Below are 17,403 nucleotides of genomic sequence, written 5' to 3'. Positions count from 1 at the left end.
ACCCCGGGTTGGCCAGCTGCGCATGTGGCTGAGCAACTGGGGATTTCGCGGGCAACGGTGTACAAGTGGCTGCGCCGGTATGCCCAGGGCGGCGATGCCGCGCTGGCCGACCGTTCATCGCGGCCGATCCGGATGCCTAACCGCACGAGCCATCGGGTCGAGCAGAAGGTGCTCGCCGCGCGCCGACGCCGTAAACGCGGCGCTGTTGTGCTCGCCGCCGAACTCGACCTGAATCCCTCGACGGTCGGGCGGATCCTGGCGCGCCACCAGGTGCCACATCTGAGTGCAATCGACCCAATCACCGGCGAGGCGGTGCGCTCATCTCGGCGCAGCCCCAACCGCTACGAACACCCCACGCCGGGGGCCATGGTTCATGTCGACGTCAAGAAGCTCGGCCGCATCCCGTCAGGCGGTGGATGGCGGCTGCACGGCCGCGACGCCGCGGTCTCAGTTGCCAACCGGCACAAGAAGACCAAGATCGGCTACGACTACGTCCACACCGCCATCGATGACTACACCCGGCTCGCCTACAGCGAAGTACTCCCCGACGAAAAGGATCCGACGTGCGCGGGGTTTCTCCACCGGGCAGTGGCCTGGTTCGCTGCCCAAGGCGTACGTGTGCGTCGGCTACTGACCGACAACGCGTTGGTCTACCGACACGGCACCGACTGGGGCTGGGTTTGTTCGGCCTGGCAACTCAAACGCCGATTCAGCAAGCCCGGCTGTCCCTGGACCAACGGCAAAGCAGAACGGTTCAACCGGACCCTGCTCAACGAATGGGCCTACGCCCGCCCCTGGACCAACAACACCCTGCGTAGACGCGGTCTTGACCAATTCCTTCGCCGCTACAACACTCGACGAGGCCACTCCGCCCTCGGCGGACGACCACCAATCAGCCGACTCGCTGCCTGACAACAACGTGTCAGGTCACGACAACTAGCCGCCGGCCGTCAGTACCCGCTTGAGCACCTTACCGCCCGCGTTGCGGGGCAGCGCGTCGACGAAGCACACGTCGCGGGGGATCTTGAAGCGCGCCAACCGGTTTCGGACGTATTCCTGGACGTCGTGTTCGGTCAGCGCTGCGCCGGGCCGGACCACGACGTAGGCGCGCAACCGCTGGCCGAACTCCTCATCGTCCACGCCCACGACCGCAACGTCGACGATGTCGGGATGATGCGCGAGCGCGTCTTCGACCTCGCCGGGGTACACGTTCTCCCCGCCGGAGACGATCATCTCGTCGTCGCGGCCGTCGATGAAAAGCCTCCCATCGGAATCGAAATGGCCGACGTCGCCGGTCGACATCAGGCCCCGGATCGACTCCTTGGTGCCGCCGCCGGTGTATCCCTCGAAGGCCAGCACGTTGCCGACGAAGATCCGCCCCGGCGTCCCGGGCGGAACCTCCTGGCCGTCGTCGCCAAGGATCTTGACGACCGATCCGGGCACCACCGCGCCCACGCATCCCGGCGCGACCGCCAAATCGGCGGGCGTGGCGATGGTGGCGTAGGCGACCTCGGTGGACCCGTACATGTTGTAGACCACGGGGCCCAGCGCCTCGAGCGCCCGGGTGGCCAGCGCGGCACCGAGCTGGGAACCGCCGATGAACACGATGCGCAGTGAGGACAGGTCGTGCTCGGCCAGGGCCGCCGGGCCCAGGTCCAGGATGCGCCGCAACATGATCGGCACGACGATCATGGCGCTGGCCCGGTGCGCGGCCACGCCGGCCAGCGCCTGCCGGGCGTCGAAGTGGCGGCGCAGCACCAGGGTCGAGCCCAGCACCATCGCGTACATCGCGTGGCTGAAGCCCATCGAATGAAACAGCGGGACACAGCATTCGGTGACTTCCCGGCCGCGGAACGGGGCCTTGCCGAGCAGACCGCCGACCGGTATCAGCGAGCTGGGTTCCGAACGCGCGGCGCCCTTCGGGGTGCCCGTCGTCCCGCTGGTCGAGATGACGATCTTGGGCCGCCCACCCGACGGGGGCGGCGGGCCGGGATCGCCGCGCTCGATCAGCGCGTCGAGGCTGTCGGGGGCGGGCGTCTGGGTCCAGGCCCGGATCCGGCCCAGCCTCGGCTGCACGCCGGCGACGACGGCGTCGTACTCCTCGTCGTACACCAGCAGGTCGGCGCGTTCCCGGGACAGCATCTCGGCGAGCTGCGCGGCGCCGAAGCCGGTGTTGAGCAGCAGCACACCGGCGCCGCACTTGGCGGCGGCGTACACCGCTTCCAGGAAGCCGCGGTGGTTGCCCACCAGGATCGCCACGCCATGACCCGGGCCCAGGCCGCGCCGCCGCCACTCGTTGGCCAACGCGTTGGTCCGCGCGTCCAGCTCACCGAACGTCAGGGGGCCGCGCTCGTCGATCAGCGCCACCCCGTCGCGGTCGCGCCCGGCGGCGATCGCCGTCGCCGCCCCGAGCAGGCCGTAGCCCCGGAGGGCACGCAGCACCGGGAAGACCTGACCTGGCGCGATCAACCGCAGGCTCCCGGAGCGGGCATAGAGCAGCAGCGACCGCGCTTCCAAACCCGCCCGACCGAAAATTCGCACCGTCTGCACACGTCGATGCTGCCGTCCCGGGCGGCCCCGGATAAGGGCGCAACGCCACTACCGGGTGGGCCTTTGGTCACTATCGTTATGCTGGCTAACGACCGGACGGAAAGGGGTAATGCCGATGACGCGCACCGAGAATGACACCTGGGACCTGGCCACCAGCGTGGGGGCCACCGCCACCATGGTGGCGGCCGGACGGGCCCGGGCCACCCGCGACGGGCTGATCGACGACCCGTTCGCCGAGCCCCTGGTGCGCGCCGTCGGCGTCGACTTCATGACGCGATGGGCCGCCGGGGAGCTCAGCTCCGCCGACGTCGACGAGCCCGGCGCCCCGTGGGGCATGCAGCGGATGACCGACATGCTGGCCGCGCGCACGCGGTACATCGACGCGTTCTTCGCCGAGGCCGGCGACGCCGGCATCCGCCAGGTGGTCCTGCTGGCCTCGGGCCTGGACGCGCGGGCCTACCGGCTGCCCTGGGCGGCGGGCACCACGGTGTTCGAGATCGACCAGCCGCAGGTCATCGAATTCAAGGCCGCCACCATCGCCGAGCTCGGCGCCGAGCCCACCGCCGGGATCCGGGCCGTCCCGATCGACCTGCGCCACGACTGGCCGTCGGCGCTGCGCCGGGCCGGCTTCGACACCGGGCGGCCCGCCGCCTGGGCCGCCGAGGGCCTGCTCGGTTTCCTGCCGCCCGAGGCCCAGGACCGGCTGCTCGACGACATCACCGCGCTGAGCGCCGACGGCAGCCGCCTGGTCGCCGAGGTCTTCATCAACTCCGGCACCAACGGCGACGCCCTCAACGCCGCCAGCCAGAAGTGGCGGGACAACGGCCTGGACATCGCGCTGGGCGACCTGGGCTTCCCGGGCGAGCGCACCGACGCCGCCACCCACCTGGAGCGGCTCGGCTGGCGCACCGTTCGCACACCCCTGAATCAGCTGTTGGCCGACAACGGGTTACCTTTGCAGCGCACCGACCCCGGTGCGCCGTTCGCCCAGAACTACTACTGCACTGGGGTCTTGAACACGGCCGGATGACAGGAACGCCACCCATGGCAGACAGCGCCCCCGCCAAGCCACTTGACGGATTCCGGGTACTCGACTTCACCCAGAACATCGCCGGGCCGCTGGCCGGGCAGGTGCTGGCCGACCTGGGCGCCGAGGTCATCAAGGTCGAGGCGCCCCAGGGCGAGGCGGCCCGGCAGATCACCGCGGTGCTGCCCGGGCGCCCGCCGCTGCCCACGCTGTTCCTGCCGCACAACCGGGGCAAGAAGTCGGTGGCGGTGGACCTCACCGACGAGGAGGCCAAGCAGCAGATCCTGCGGCTGGTCGACACCGCCGACGTGGTGCTGGAGGGGTTTCGCCCCGGCGTGATGGAGCGCATAGGCCTGGGCCCCGACGACGTGCGCGCCCGCAACCCCCGGCTCGTCTACGCGCGGCTGTCGGCCTATGGCGGCAACGGCCCGCACGGCAACAGGCCGGGCGTGGACCTGATGGTCGCGGCCGAATCGGGCATGACCACCGGGATGCCGACGCCGACCGGCAAGCCGCAGATCATCCCGTTCCAACTGGTCGACGCCGCCAGCGGGCACGTGCTGGCCCAGGCGGTGCTGGCCGCGCTGCTCAACCGGGAGCGCCACGGGGTGGCCGACGTGGTGCGCGTCGCCATGTACGACGTCGCCGTCAACCTGCAGGCCGGCCAGCTCACGATCCACCTCAACAAGCCGGCCGAGGCACCCAAGCCCGACGCCACACCGAAACCCAAGAAGCGCAAGGGTGTCGGCTTCGCGACCCAGCCGTCGGACGCGTTCAAGGCGGCCGACGGCTACCTGGTGATCAGTGCGTACGTGCCCAAGCATTGGGCCAAGCTGTGCGAGATCATCGGCCGGCCCGACCTGCTGACCGACGAGCGGTTCATCGACCAGCGTTCGCGCGCAATGAATTACGCCGAGCTGACCGAGGAACTCGAGGCGGCGCTGGCCGCCCGGACCGCGGCCGAATGGGTTGGGCTGCTCCAGGAGGGCGGCCTGATGGCCTGCCTGGCCTACACCTGGAAGCAGGTGGTGGACACCCCGCTGTTCGCGGAGAACGAGCTCGCCCTGCGGGTGGGCAGCGGCGAGGACTCGGTCACGGTGGTCCGCATGCCCGCGCGCTACTCGAGCTTCGACGCGGTGGCCACCGAACCCCCGCCCGCGCCCGGGCAGCACAACGACGCGTTCCTCAACGCGCCGCAGACCACGCCGTAGGCCGTCACAGGCTGGGCAGCCGCACCACTTGGACGAAAAACTCGTCGATCTGCCGGACCGCCTTCATGAACTGGTCCAGGTCGACCGGCTTGGTCACATAGGCGTTGGCATGCAGCTTGTAGCTGCGCAGGATGTCCTCCTCCGCCGAGGAGGTGGTGAGCACGACGACCGGGATGCGGGCCAGGTCCGGGTCGGACTTGATCTGCTCCAGCAGCTGGCGGCCGTCGTATTTCGGCAGGTTCAGGTCCAGCAGGATGAGGTCGGGCCGCGGCGCGTCGGAGAACTTGCCGCGCCGGTAGAGGTAGTCGAGACCCTCCTCGCCGTCGTGCGCCACGTGCAGCCGGTTATTGAGTTTGTTGTGCTCGAACGCTTCTCGCGTGATGAGCTCGTCTCCCGGGTCGTCCTCGACGAGCAGGATGTCGATCGCTCTACCTTCTGCCGTCACTGATGCGCTCCTTCCAAAGCGTCTGAGTCTGCTTGCTCGGCGGGCTCGGGCCCGGCCATGGGCAGGGTGAACTCGAACCGCGTCCCCTCGGTGCGGGAGGTGTCGATCCGAATGGTGCCGCCATGGTGCTCGACGATCTTCTTGACCAGGGCGAGCCCGACGCCGGTCCCGGCGTACACCTCGCGCCCGTGCAGGCGCTGGAAGATGATGAAGACCTTGTCGGCGAACTCGGCCGGGATGCCGATGCCGTTGTCCGACACCGTGATCACCCATTCACCGTCGTGATTGCCGGTGCCCGGCGCGCACTCGATGACGACGCGGGGCGGGCGATCCTTGTGCCGGAACTTCACCGCGTTGCCGACGAGGTTCTGCCACAGCATCGTCAGCAGCATCGGGTCGCCCTTGATCCGCGGAAGCGCGTCGGGGCGCACGATCTCGGCCTGCGACTCATCGATCGCGACGGCCAGGTTGGCCAGGCCGGAATCCAGCGTCGCGTCGAGGTCCACGTCGGTCTCGGTGGTGCCCAGCCGGCCCACGCGCGAGAACGTGAGCAGGTCGTTGATCAGCGCCTGCATCCGCTTGGCTCCGTCGACCGCGAAGCCGATGTATTCGATGCCGCGCTCGTCGAGCTTGTCGCCGTAGCGGCGCTCCAGCAGCTGACAGAACGAGGCGACCTTGCGCAGCGGCTCCTGCAGGTCGTGCGACGCGACGTAGGCGAACTGCTCGAGTTCGGTGTTGGAGCGGCGCAATTCGGCGGCCTGCTCGTCCAGTAGCGCCTGGGCCGACCGCGACACCTCGAGTTCCTCGACCATGCGTTTGCGCATGTTCTCCACATCGATGGCCATGTCGCGAATGTCCTTGGGCCGCTTCGGCGGTGCGATGCTCTCGCCGAAGCTGCCCTGGGTGATCCGCCGGCACGCCGCGGCCAGCGCCGCGAGTGGACGCGCGACCGTGTCGCGGACCAGGAACCCCAGCAACCCGGCTGTGACGAAGAACAGCAACACCATGGCGCCGAACACCCGGTCGCGCCAGGCGTCGGTGTGCTTGAGTTCGGCCGCGGCGACCACCCGCGCCGCCGACAGGTTCGCGTTCTGCCTATCGAAAAGCGTTCGCAGATGGTCGAACTCGGTCTTTCCACGCTCGGCCGACGGCTTGCTCGAGACGTTCTTGCCGTTGGGCAGCACCGTGGCGATGACCGGCTCGGCGTAGCTGGCCCGCCAGTGCGCCGCGGCGTCCTCGATGGCGGCGAGGTCGACGATGAGGTCCGGGCGTTGGCCCAGGCGCCGCCGGATCTCGTCCGCCGCGGCCTGTTCGGCGTGTTGCCCGTCGTAGTACGGCGTGAGGAATTGCCGGTCCCCGGCCAGCAGGTAGCCGCGGATTCCCGTCTCCTGGTCGCGCAGCGCGGCCTGCAGCTGGAAGGCCGCCACGCGCGCCGGCTGGATGCTGTCGACGAGCTGGTGCGTCATGTCGTCCGTGCGGTTCAGCAGCGAGGCGCCGACCACCGCGCCGGCCAGCACCATGACGCCCATGCTGACCAGGACGAGGGCCTGCCACCCGCGCACGGTCAGCTGCGACAGCCGCAAGCGGCGCAACCTGGGGGTCACCCGGTGGTCCGTTCGACCCGCAGGACGGCGATGTCGTCGGTGAGCCCGCCCCGCGGCTGGGCGAGTTGCTGCGCCCCGTCGATGAGCGCGTCGACGAACTCCGGCCCCGGCCGGTTCGCGTGCGACCGGGCCAGCTCGAGCAGGCCGTGCTCACCAAGGCGCTGGGCTCCCGGCCCCGAATACCCCTCGAACAGCCCGTCGGTGAGCAGCAGCAGGCCGTGACCCGGCGGCAGGTCGATCACGTGCCGCGGCCAGTCGTCGTCGGCGCGCAGACCCAGCGCCGGGCCACCCGGCGGCTCCAGCCATTCGACGGTGCCGTCGCGCTGCAACAGCATCCCGGGATGGCCGGCCCGGATGGCGGTGATGCGCGAGCTGTCGGGCGGGATCTCCAGGCTCAGCACGGTCGCGAAAACACCTGTGCCCGTTCGTTCGGAGTGCAGCACGCGCTCGAGCTGCCGCATCAGCTCCACCCCCTGCACGCCGGCGAAGGTGAGCGCGCGGAAGGCGATCCGCAGCGCCGCGCCCAGCGCGGCCTCGTGCGGCCCGTGCCCGGCGACGTCGCCGATCAGGACGTGCACCACCCGGTCGGGCGTCTGGACCACGTCGTAGAAGTCCCCGCACAGCAGCGCGTCCTCGCGGCTCGGCCGGTACCGGGCAACGATGTCGACGCCCGGGTTGTCCAGCAGCAGTGGGGAGGGCAGCAGCCCGCGCTCCAGCAGCGCGTTCTCCCGGGCCCGCAGCCGGGTGGCGTGCAGGTCGGCGGCGATCAGCTCGGCGCGTTTGCGCTCGATCGCGTAGAGCAGCGCGCGCCGCAGCATCTCCGGCTCGACGCGACCCTTGACCAGGTAGTCCTGCGCGCCGGCGGCGACCGCGGAGGCCCCGAAGTACTCGTCGTTCAGTCCGGTCAGCACCACGATCGGCACGGTGGCGTCGCGCTTGGCGATGCGGTCCAGCGCGTCGATGCCGTTGGCGTCGGGCAGGTGCAGGTCCAGCAGCACGCAGTCGGGCCGTGCCGACGCCAGTTCGCGCTCGGCGTGGGCCATCGACTGCGCCCACACCACCCGGATATCGGCGACCGCGTCGGCGATCAGGTCCTCCACCAGCACCGCGTCGGCGCGGTCGTCCTCCACCAACAGCAAAGACAAGGACTGCCAATTCGCCGCGGGGGTCACGGGCGCGCGCACCGGCATCAATTCCCGGTCATTCGCATATGTGCAGAGGTCGCCACGCTGCTCACTTCAGCCCCCTGCCGCCGGTAAGACCCATTCGCACGACTCTACGTCCGGCCCGACACCGCAGAGTGGTTAACCGTCGGAGATCCTATCGGTCAGCGCAGCAGCGCCCGTGACATCACCACGCGCTGAATTTGATTGGTGCCTTCGTAGATCTGGGTGATCTTGGCGTCGCGCATCATCCGCTCGACCGGGAAGTCCACGGTGTAGCCGGCGCCGCCGAACAGCTGCACCGCGTCGGTGGTCACCTCCATCGCGACATCAGAGGCCCAGCACTTGGACGCCGCGGAGATGAATCCCAGGTTGGATTCACCACGCTCGGCGCGCGCGGCCGCGTGATACACCATCAACCGCGCCGATTCCAGCTTCATCGCCATGTCGGCGAGCATGAACTGCACGCCCTGGTTATCACTGATCGGGCGGCCGAACTGCTTGCGGTCCTTGGTGTAGGCGATCGCGGCGTCCAGCGCCCCCTGGGCGATGCCCACCGCTTGGGCGCCGATCGTGGGCCGGGTGTGATCCAGGGTCGCCAGCGCGGTCTTGAAACCGGTGCCCGGCTCACCGATGATCCGATCCCCCGGAATGCGGCAGTTCTCGAAGTACAGCTCGGTCGTCGGTGAACCCTTGATGCCCAACTTTTTCTCTTTGGGGCCAACGGTGAAGCCCTCGTCGTCGGCGTGCACCATGAACGACGAGATGCCGCCTGAGCCCTTGTCGGGATCGGTGACCGCCATGACCGTGTACCACGACGACTTGCCGCCGTTGGTGATCCAGCACTTGGCGCCGTTGAGGATCCAGCCATCCCCGTCGGCCTTGGCCCGGGTACGCATCGACGCCGCGTCGCTGCCGGCCTCCCGCTCGCTCAACGCGTACGACGCCATCGCCGAACCGTCGGCGATCGAGGGCAGCACCTGCTTCTTCAACTCATCCGAGCCGCGCAGGATCAACCCCATGGTGCCCAGCTTGTTCACCGCCGGAATCAACGACGCCGACGCATCAACCCGGGCGACCTCCTCGATCACGATGCACGCCGCCACCGAATCCGCACCCTGCCCGCCGTACTCCTCGGGCACATGCACCGCGTTGAAACCCGACGCGTTCAACGCCGCCAGCGCCTCGTCGGGAAACCGCGAATTCTCATCCACATCCGCGGCGTGCGGGGCGATCTCCTTCTCCGCCAACGCACGAATCGCCGCCCGCAACTCCTGATGCTCCTCAGGCAACTGGAACAGATCGAACGTGGGGTCTCCGGCCCAACCAGCCATCTCGAGCCTCCTCTAGCTACTCGCCGGTAACTTTACCCTGACGCTGTTGTAGCGCTTCATCCTTGGCCCGCACGCTCTCGGCCAGCCGGCCCTGAAACTCGACGATGCGCGCCCGCAGCGCCGGGTCGGACGAGCCGAGAATGCGCACGGCTAGCAGGCCCGCGTTGCGGGCGCCGCCGATCGAGACCGTGGCCACCGGCACGCCCGCCGGCATCTGCACGATCGACAGGAGCGAGTCGAGGCCGTCCAGCCGCGCCAGCGGGACGGGCACCCCGATCACCGGCAGCGGCGTCGCCGACGCGACCATCCCCGGCAGGTGTGCGGCGCCGCCGGCGCCCGCGATGATCACCTCGATGCCGCGGTCGGCCGCGCCGCGCGCATAGTCGAACATCACCTGTGGGGTCCGGTGCGCGGAGACCACCCGAACCTCGGCCGGAATGTCGAACTCGGCGAGCGCCTCGGCGGCGTCCTTCATCACCGACCAGTCGCTGTCGCTGCCCATGATCACGCCGACCCTGGGGTTGCTAGTCATGCGGATCCCATCCGTCCGTCCATTGCCCGTGTGACAACCAGTGTGCCGCGAGCTCGGCGCGCTCCCGCAGCGCGGCCAGCTCCGCCGTGTCGGAGCCCAGGAAATTGACGTGGCCGACCTTGCGGCCGGGCCGTTCCTCCTTGCCGTAGAGGTGAACCCGCGCGTCGGGCATCCGCGCGAACAGGTGGTGCAACCGCTCGTCGACCGTCATCGCCGGCCGCTGCGCGGCGCCCAGGACGTTCGCCATCACCGTCACCGGAGCGATGGCGTCGGTGTCGCCCAGCGGGTAGTCCAGCACGGCCCGCACGTGCTGCTCGAACTGGCCGGTCCGCGCCCCGTCCATGGTCCAGTGCCCGGAGTTGTGCGGCCGCATCGCGAGCTCGTTGACCAGCAGCTCCCCCTCGACCGTCTCGAACAGCTCGACGGCGAACACCCCGACGACGCCGAGCTCGGCGGCCAACCGCAGCGCCAGCTGCTGGGCGGCGGCGGCCACGTCGCCGCGCAGCTCGGGCGCGGGGGCGATCACCTGGACGCAGATGCCGTCGCGTTGCACGGTCTCCACCACGGGCCACGCCGCGCCCTGGCCGAACGGGGAACGCGCGACGAGCGCCGACAGTTCGCGGCGCAGGTTCACCTGTTCCTCGGCCATCACCGGCACCCCATCAGCCAGGAAGGCGGTCGCGATTTCGCGGGCATGCGAGGGGTCGCGGGCCATCCGCACCCCACGCCCGTCGTAACCCCCGCGGACCGCTTTCACGACCACGGGCCCGGCTATCCGCCGGGCGAAGGCGTCGAGTTCGTCGATGGTTGCGATCTCGGCATAGCGGGGCACCGGGACCCCGAGGGCCTCCAGCCGCCGGCGCATGACCAGCTTGTCCTGGGCGTGGACCAGCGCCTGCGGCGGCGGCGCGACGTTGACGCCCTCGGCGACCAGCTTCTCCAGCAGCTCCGCCGGCACGTGCTCGTGGTCGAACGTCAGCACGTGGGCCCCGGCCGCGACCCGGCGCAGGTCCTCCAGATCGGTGTGCGAGCCGATCACGACGTCGGGGGTGACCTGCGCGGCCGGCTCGTCGGCGGCGGTGGCCAGCACCCGCAGCGTCTGCCCCAGGGCGATCGCGGCCTGGTGGGTCATCCGGGCCAGTTGACCGCCGCCGACCATGGCGACCAACGGCGAGACTGCGGGGACGGCTCCGGGCGGGGGTGTACTCGGCACGGCCATCATGGTGTCACGGCGCCGGCGGCGTGTTGACCGGCGGTGACGCCGAAATGTTATGTACGATTTTGCGTCGATTTTGTATGCGTCCGTACACTGACGACTTGTGCCCTTCGCCGAAGCCGCAATCGAGCGTCTGCCCGGGTTTATTCAGCCCTATTTGCTGCGCCACCACGAACTGATCAAATTCGCCATCGTCGGCGGAACGACGTTCGTGATCGACTCGGCGATTTTCTACACCCTCAAGCTGACAATTCTGGACTACAAGCCGGTCACCGCGAAGGTCATCGCCGGCATCGTCGCGGTCATCGCGTCCTACGTGTTGAACCGCGAATGGAGCTTCCGCGATCGCGGCGGCCGCGAACGTCACCACGAGGCGCTGCTGTTCTTCGCGTTCAGCGGCGTGGGGGTGCTGCTGTCCATGGCGCCGCTGTGGTTCTCCAGCTACGTCCTGCAGCTGCGGGAGCCGATGGTGTCGCTGACCGTGGAGAACATCGCCGACTTCATCTCGGCCTACATCATCGGCAACCTGCTGCAGATGGCGTTCCGCTTCTGGGCGTTCCGGCGCTGGGTGTTCCCCGACGAGTACGCGCGCAACCCCGACAAGGCACTGGAGTCCGCGTTGACCGCCGGCGGCATCGCCGAGATGCTCGAGGACGAGATCGAGGGCGGGAACGTCACGCCGCTGCGGGCCTGGCGCAACCGCGCCAGCCGGCTGACTCAGCTGGGCGATTCCTCCGAACCCAGGGTGTCGAAAACCTCGTGATACAGCAGCGCGTGCACCTCGCGCAGCCGCGGAATGTCGTAGAACTCCAACGGATCCTGTGACGCCGATTCGATAATCAGCGTCCCGGTCCGAAACATCCGCTCGGTAATCCGGTCACGGAATTCCACGCTGTTGATCCGCGCCAGCGGGATATCGATCCCGGTGCGGGTCAGCACCCCGTGCCGAAACATCACTCGCCGATTCGTGACCACGAAATGTGTGGTCAGCCAGCTCAGGAACGGCCACAGGGTCAGCCAGCCGACAATGACCAGCCAGATGCCCCAGATGACGGCGTAGATGATGTTCTTGGCCGGCTGACCCCAATGCGTCGAGTTGAGGTAGCCGGACCCGAACGACGCCAGCGCAGTCGCCAGCAGGAGGGCCACGACGGGCCAGATCAGCCGCTTCCAGTGCGGGTGGCGGTGCACGATCACCTGCTCGCCGGCGGCCAGGACGTTATCCGGGTAGCTCACCTGGCGAAAGTTACCGCAAATGCACCACGTCACCGGCCGAAACGACGACGGTCTGTCCGCCGGTCTCGATGCACAGCCTGCCCTGGTCGTCGACCGCGCTCGCCGTCCCGACGACTTCCTTGCCGCCGGGCACCTGCGCGCGCACGCGGTTGCCGATGGTCAGGCTGCGCGCCCGGTAGTCGGCCGCCAGCGCCCAGTCCGCGCCGCGCGCGGCCCGCCAGGCGACGATCCGCCGTCCGAGCTCGGACAGCAGCGCGCACACCAGCCGGGTGCGGTCGGGCGCCCGCACGCCCAGGTCGAGCAGCGAGGTGGCCCCCTCGACGCCGGCGGGGGCCTCGAAGACGTTGAGCCCCACGCCGATCACCACCACCGGCTTCGCCACCTCGGCCAGGATGCCGGCCAGCTTGCCCGGCGCATCGGGGGGGCCGGCCAGGACGTCGTTGGGCCACTTGAGCCCCACCCGAACCCCGTCGAGCAGCGGGGCGAGCGTGTCAACCACCGCCACCCCGGTGGCCAGGGGCAGCCAGCCCCACCCGGCCGTCGGCACGTCGACGATGCTGACGCCCACCGACATCGTGACCTGGGTCCGCGGGCTGGCCGACCAGCCGCGGCCGTGCCGCCCCCGGCCGGCGGTCTGGTGCTCGGCGATCAGCACGGCCCCGGCCACGTCGGTCCCCGAGGCCGCCTGCGCGAGCAGGTCGGCGTTCGTGGAGCCGGTCTGCTCGACGACGTCGAGCCGGCGCCAGCCGAGCCCGGTGCCGATCAGCTCGGCTCGTAATGCGGTCTGGTCCAACGGTGCTGGGAGCTGGTCTCGGTCTGTCACTGGACCCAGCCTAGGACTCAGCGGCGCCGGCGGCTCATGACGTCGAGCATGTCCAAGACGGCCAGGTGACTGAACAGCATGCTGGTTCCGATCGGGTTGCCGCCGCCGGGATAGGCGGTGCCGCTGGGCGCGGCCATCGTGTTGCCGGCGGCGTACAGACCGGGGATGGGATTGCCAGACGTGTCGAGCACCCGGGCGGCGGTGTCGGTGCGCAGGCCGCCCTTGGTGCCCAGATCCGAAATGCCGAAAGCTGCGGCGTGATACGGCGGGCGGTCGATGGGCACCAGTGGCGAGGCGCCACCCGAGAACGCCCGGTCGAAAGCCTCGTCGCCCCTGCCGAAGTCCTCGTCGACGCCGGAGGCGGCGAAACCGTTGAACCGGGCCACCGTCGCCGCCAGTCGCCCACCCGGCACCCCGATCTTGTCCGCCAGTTCCTCCAGGGTGTTCGCGGTGTGCCACAGGCCGGCCGCGACGTACTTCTCGGTCTCGACGATGGGGACGTTGGCCGCCTTCACCGGTGGCACCTCGCCCTCGGAGTCGTCGTAGATCATCCAGTACGGCAACGTGATTGACCCGTCCTGCAGTTGCGCGATGATCTCGCGGCCGGCCCGGTCGTACGCCCGGGACTCGTTGACGAACCGCTCGCCGTCCTGGTTCACGAAGATGCCGCCGGTGAACCACAGCGCGAACGCGGACCGGCCGTCCGGGTGGGTCATGCCCGGCGACCACCACGCCTGATCCAGCAGGTCGGTGTCGGCGCCCGCGGCGATGCCCGCCTGCAGCGCCAGCCCCCGGCTCCCCGGGCCGCCCATGGTGTCTCGTGCGACGCCCGGCACCCCGTATTTGCGCCGCAACTCCTCGTTGTTCTCGAAGCCGCCGGCGGCCAGCAGCACCCCCAGCCGGCTCCGGATCGCACGGCGCTCACCGTGACTCTCGACGATCGCGCCCGTCACGGCCCCCTCGGACATCACCAACTCGACCAGGGCGGTGTCGCGCTGCAGCGACGCCGTCGGGTACTGCCCGATCGCCGTGAGGAACCGCGCGATCAGCGCGCGACCCCCGAGGTAGTAGTCGGAGGGCGGTTCCGCACCGAGCCGGTCGGTGGCCAGCGGCCCGCGGATCACCTCGCGCAGTTCGGGGGCGGCGGCCACCTTCCAGGGCTTCGCCGCGATGTGGCGCTGGCCGTCCAGCCGCGCCTTGGGCGCTTTGCCGTAGTAGTCCGGCCAGGGCAACGGCACGAACTTCAGCAGGGGGTCGGCCTCCAGGTACTCGATCAGGGGGGCGCCGCCGCGGACGTAGGTTTCCTGCAGTTCCCGGGGGGTGCGGTCGCCGACCACGGCGTGGTAGTAGGTGAGGGCGTCCTCGATGGTGTCGTCGAAGGAGCCGGGGACGCCGGCCCGCACCAGCACCGGGTTGCACGGGAACCAGACGCCGCCCCCACCGGAGTAGGCGGTGGTCCCGCCGAATTTCGACGTCGCCTCCACCAGCAACACGTCCAGACCCTCGCGCGCCGCTGTGTAGGCACCGGTGACCCCGCCACCGCCCGATCCCGCAACCAGCACATCGCATTCGGCCGCCCAGTCCGCAGTTCCCACCGGGCGGGCGTCCATCAGCGGAGACTACCGCGCCGCTAAGCTCGACTCCCATGACAAGCGTTACCGACCACACCGCGGAGCCCGCAGCCGAGCACACCGTCGACATCCACACCACGGCAGGCAAGCTGGCCGAGCTGCACAAGCGCCGGGAAGAGTCGCTGCACCCGGTGGGCGAAGAGGCCGTCGACAAGGTGCACGCCAAGGGCAAGCTGACCGCCCGCGAGCGCATCCTGGCCCTCCTGGACGAGGACTCGTTCGTCGAGCTCGACGCCCTGGCCCGGCACCGCAGCAAGAACTTCGGCATGGAGAACAACCGCCCGCTCGGTGACGGCGTGATCACCGGCTACGGCACCATCGACGGCCGCGACGTGTGCATCTTCAGCCAGGACGCCACGGTGTTCGGCGGCAGCCTCGGCGAGGTCTACGGAGAGAAGATCGTCAAGGTCCAGGAGCTGGCGCTCAAGACCGGCCGCCCGCTGATCGGCATCAACGACGGCGCCGGGGCGCGGATCCAGGAGGGCGTCGTCTCGCTCGGCCTGTACAGCAAGATCTTCCGCAACAACATCCTGGCCTCCGGCGTGATCCCGCAGATCTCGCTGATCATGGGCGCCGCCGCCGGTGGGCACGTCTACTCCCCCGCCCTGACCGACTTCGTGGTGATGGTCGACCAGACCAGCCAGATGTTCATCACCGGGCCGGACGTCATCAAGACCGTCACCGGTGAGGACGTCACGATGGAGGAGCTCGGCGGCGCGCACACCCACATGGCCAAGTCGGGCACCCTGCACTACGTCGCCTCCGGCGAGCAGGACGCCTTCGACTGGGTGCGCGACCTGCTGAGCTACTTGCCGCCCAACAACGCCACCGACGCGCCGCGTTACCAAGCGGAGGCGCCGGCAGTGCCTATTGAGGACAACCTCACCGAGGAGGACCTCGAGCTGGACACGCTGATCCCGGACTCGGCCAACCAGCCCTACGACATGCACGAGGTGATCACCCGCATCCTCGACGACGACGAGTTCCTGGAAATCCAGAACGGCTACGCCACCAACATCATCGTCGGGTTCGGCCGCATCGAGGGCCGGCCGGTGGGCATCGTGGCCAACCAGCCCACCCAGTTCGCCGGCTGCCTGGACATCAACGCCTCGGAGAAGGCGGCGCGGTTCGTGCGGACCTGCGACTGCTTCAACATCCCGATCATCATGCTGGTGGACGTCCCGGGCTTCCTGCCGGGCACGGGCCAGGAATACAACGGCATCATCCGGCGCGGCGCCAAGCTGCTGTTCGCCTACGGCGAGGCCACCGTTCCGAAGATCACCGTCATCACCCGCAAGGCCTACGGCGGCGCGTACTGCGTCATGGGCTCCAAGGACATGGGCTGCGACGTCAACATCGCCTGGCCGACCGCGCAGATCGCGGTGATGGGCGCCTCGGGGGCCGTCGGCTTCGTCTACCGCAAGCAGCTGGCCGAGGCGGCCAAGGAGGGCAAGGACGTCGACGCGCTGCGCCTGGAGCTGCAGCAGGAGTACGAGGACACGTTGGTCAACCCGTACGTCGCCGCCGAGCGCGGCTACGTCGACGCGGTGATCCCGCCCTCGCACACCCGCGGCTACGTCGGCACGGCGCTGCGGCTGCTGGAACGCAAGATCTCGCACCTGCCCCCCAAGAAGCACGGGAACATTCCGCTGTGAGCGAGGAAGCCGTGAGCGAGGAAGCCGTGAGCGACGAGGCCGTGCAGCCGCACGAGCCGCACATCCACATCCTCAAGGGACACCCCACCGACGAGGAGCTGGCCGCGCTGGTCACCGCGCTCGGCCTGGTGGGCGGCGGCGTCCCCGAGCCCACCGAGCCCGAGCCCACCCGCTGGGGGCTGCCGGTGGACCGGCTGCGGTTCGCGATGTCGAACTACCAGCGGCTCACCATGCAGCAGATGACACACATGAAGCGTTGACCCGCCTGGTCCTCGGGTCGGCCTCGCCGGGCCGCCTGAAGGTGCTGCGGCAGGCCGGCGTCGATCCGCTGGTCGTGGTTTCCGGTGTAGACGAGGACGCCGTCATCGCCGGGCTGGGGCCCGGCGCCGCGCCGGCCGAGGTGGTGTGCGCGCTGGCGGCCGCCAAGGCCGAACGCGTGGCGGGCGAGCTGGACGGGGCCGTCGCCGCGGATTGCGTTGTCCTGGGCTGCGATTCGATGCTGCACCTGGACGGCGAGCTGTGCGGCAAGCCCGGGTCGGCCGACGCCGCGACGGCCCAGTGGCGCGGCATGGCCGGCCGGTCCGGCCGGCTGCACACCGGGCACTGCCTGCTGCGGCTGAGCGCCGGGGCCGTCACCGGCCGCGAAGCGGAATCAGCCTGCACCACAGTGCGTTTCGCCGATCTCTCCGACGCGGACCTGCGGGCTTACGTCGCCAGCGGCGAGCCGCTGGGCGTCGCCGGCGGGTTCACGCTCGACGGGCTGGGCGGCTGGTTCGTCGACGGGATCGACGGCGACCCGTCGAACGTGATCGGCGTGAGCCTGCCGCTGCTGCGGTCGCTGCTGGGCCGCCTCGGGCTGTCGGTCGCCGCCCTGTGGGGGACGAACCAGGCCGGCCGCGAGACTTGAACCACGGCGGCCCGCTATGGCGCGTCGTCGCCGTGGTCCACGTGTCGCGGCATGGCAACGGCGGCCAAT

The 17,403-nt window shown here is 69.7% G+C and carries 17 protein-coding genes; 7 read left to right on the top strand and 10 right to left on the bottom strand.

Annotation, left to right across the window (positions count from 1 at the left end; translation table 11 throughout):
* Positions 1 to 912 (top strand): IS481 family transposase (locus A5692_RS20775; RefSeq protein WP_156766193.1); only part of this gene is annotated, 912 nt, incomplete at its 5' end.
* A 24-nt stretch (positions 913 to 936) separates the two neighbouring features.
* On the opposite strand, the gene A5692_RS20770 is transcribed toward A5692_RS20775, so the two are convergent.
* Positions 937 to 2,550, bottom strand: a complete 1,614-nt coding sequence (locus A5692_RS20770; RefSeq protein WP_068059246.1) for an AMP-binding protein — start codon at positions 2,548 to 2,550, stop codon at positions 937 to 939.
* A 115-nt stretch (positions 2,551 to 2,665) separates the two neighbouring features.
* Between A5692_RS20770 and A5692_RS20765 the strand changes: the two genes are divergently transcribed.
* Positions 2,666 to 3,580: a class I SAM-dependent methyltransferase gene (locus A5692_RS20765; RefSeq protein ID WP_068059248.1), complete on the top strand. Its 915-nt coding sequence runs from the start codon at positions 2,666 to 2,668 to the stop codon at positions 3,578 to 3,580.
* Positions 3,581 to 3,594: 14 nt separating this feature from the next.
* Positions 3,595 to 4,788 (top strand): CoA transferase, encoded by a 1,194-nt coding sequence (locus tag A5692_RS20760; RefSeq protein ID WP_068059244.1) that lies wholly within the window; start codon positions 3,595 to 3,597, stop codon positions 4,786 to 4,788.
* A gap of 4 nt (positions 4,789 to 4,792) precedes the next feature.
* Here the strand turns inward: A5692_RS20760 and A5692_RS20755 are convergent, their stop codons facing one another.
* The 6 genes from A5692_RS20755 to A5692_RS20730 form a co-directional block, all read right to left on the bottom strand.
* Positions 4,793 to 5,233: a response regulator gene (locus tag A5692_RS20755; protein WP_068059242.1), complete on the bottom strand. Its 441-nt coding sequence runs from the start codon at positions 5,231 to 5,233 to the stop codon at positions 4,793 to 4,795.
* Complete coding sequence (locus A5692_RS20750) at positions 5,230 to 6,762, bottom strand: CHASE3 domain-containing protein (RefSeq protein ID WP_082962955.1); 1,533 nt, start codon at positions 6,760 to 6,762, stop codon at positions 5,230 to 5,232. The genes A5692_RS20755 and A5692_RS20750 overlap by 4 nt, the downstream gene beginning before the upstream one ends.
* 71 nt (positions 6,763 to 6,833) lie before the next feature.
* Positions 6,834 to 8,027: a PP2C family protein-serine/threonine phosphatase gene (locus A5692_RS20745; RefSeq protein WP_068059238.1), complete on the bottom strand. Its 1,194-nt coding sequence runs from the start codon at positions 8,025 to 8,027 to the stop codon at positions 6,834 to 6,836.
* Positions 8,028 to 8,164: 137 nt separating this feature from the next.
* Positions 8,165 to 9,334, bottom strand: coding sequence for an acyl-CoA dehydrogenase (locus A5692_RS20740; RefSeq protein ID WP_068059236.1), 1,170 nt, complete (start codon positions 9,332 to 9,334; stop codon positions 8,165 to 8,167).
* Positions 9,335 to 9,350: 16 nt separating this feature from the next.
* A complete protein-coding gene (gene purE, locus A5692_RS20735) occupies positions 9,351 to 9,866 on the bottom strand; it encodes a 5-(carboxyamino)imidazole ribonucleotide mutase (RefSeq protein WP_068059234.1) in 516 nt (171 codons plus the stop codon).
* Positions 9,859 to 11,088, bottom strand: coding sequence for a 5-(carboxyamino)imidazole ribonucleotide synthase (locus tag A5692_RS20730; RefSeq protein WP_082962953.1), 1,230 nt, complete (start codon positions 11,086 to 11,088; stop codon positions 9,859 to 9,861). The genes purE and A5692_RS20730 overlap by 8 nt, the downstream gene beginning before the upstream one ends.
* Before the next feature lie 97 nt (positions 11,089 to 11,185).
* On the opposite strand from A5692_RS20730, the gene A5692_RS20725 reads away from it, so the two are divergent.
* Positions 11,186 to 11,845 carry a GtrA family protein gene (locus tag A5692_RS20725; RefSeq protein ID WP_068059230.1) on the top strand — a complete coding sequence of 220 codons (660 nt, stop codon included), beginning with the start codon at positions 11,186 to 11,188 and terminating at the stop codon, positions 11,843 to 11,845.
* On the opposite strand, the gene A5692_RS20720 is transcribed toward A5692_RS20725, so the two are convergent.
* Genes A5692_RS20720 through A5692_RS20710 form a run of 3 tightly spaced genes read right to left on the bottom strand, consistent with a single transcriptional unit; the run spans position 11,800 to position 14,751 of the window.
* Positions 11,800 to 12,318, bottom strand: coding sequence for a PH domain-containing protein (locus A5692_RS20720; protein ID WP_068059228.1), 519 nt, complete (start codon positions 12,316 to 12,318; stop codon positions 11,800 to 11,802). The two genes, A5692_RS20725 and A5692_RS20720, sit on opposite strands and share 46 nt — an antisense overlap.
* Positions 12,319 to 12,328: 10 nt before the next feature.
* On the bottom strand, positions 12,329 to 13,141 hold the full coding sequence (locus tag A5692_RS20715) for a biotin--[acetyl-CoA-carboxylase] ligase (protein WP_068059226.1): 813 nt from the start codon (positions 13,139 to 13,141) through the stop codon (positions 12,329 to 12,331).
* Between the two features lie 17 nt (positions 13,142 to 13,158).
* Positions 13,159 to 14,751, bottom strand: a complete 1,593-nt coding sequence (locus A5692_RS20710) for an FAD-binding protein (protein ID WP_068059224.1) — start codon at positions 14,749 to 14,751, stop codon at positions 13,159 to 13,161.
* Between the two features lie 35 nt (positions 14,752 to 14,786).
* On the opposite strand from A5692_RS20710, the gene A5692_RS20705 reads away from it, so the two are divergent.
* Genes A5692_RS20705 through A5692_RS20695 form a run of 3 tightly spaced genes read left to right on the top strand, consistent with a single transcriptional unit; the run spans position 14,787 to position 17,334 of the window.
* Positions 14,787 to 16,427: an acyl-CoA carboxylase subunit beta gene (locus tag A5692_RS20705; RefSeq protein ID WP_068059222.1), complete on the top strand. Its 1,641-nt coding sequence runs from the start codon at positions 14,787 to 14,789 to the stop codon at positions 16,425 to 16,427.
* Entirely contained in the window at positions 16,424 to 16,687 is a 264-nt protein-coding gene (locus A5692_RS20700; protein ID WP_068059220.1) for an acyl-CoA carboxylase subunit epsilon, read from the top strand. Before A5692_RS20705 ends, A5692_RS20700 begins: the two co-directional genes overlap by 4 nt.
* Positions 16,684 to 17,334 (top strand): nucleoside triphosphate pyrophosphatase, encoded by a 651-nt coding sequence (locus A5692_RS20695; RefSeq protein WP_068059218.1) that lies wholly within the window; start codon positions 16,684 to 16,686, stop codon positions 17,332 to 17,334. Before A5692_RS20700 ends, A5692_RS20695 begins: the two co-directional genes overlap by 4 nt.
* Positions 17,335 to 17,403 lie beyond the last annotated feature (69 nt).

Origin of the sequence: Mycobacterium sp. E342, from assembly GCF_001667665.1 — a bacterium.
GTDB lineage: Bacteria > Actinomycetota > Actinomycetes > Mycobacteriales > Mycobacteriaceae > Mycobacterium.
This window is presented reverse-complemented; position numbering and strand designations above follow the sequence as displayed.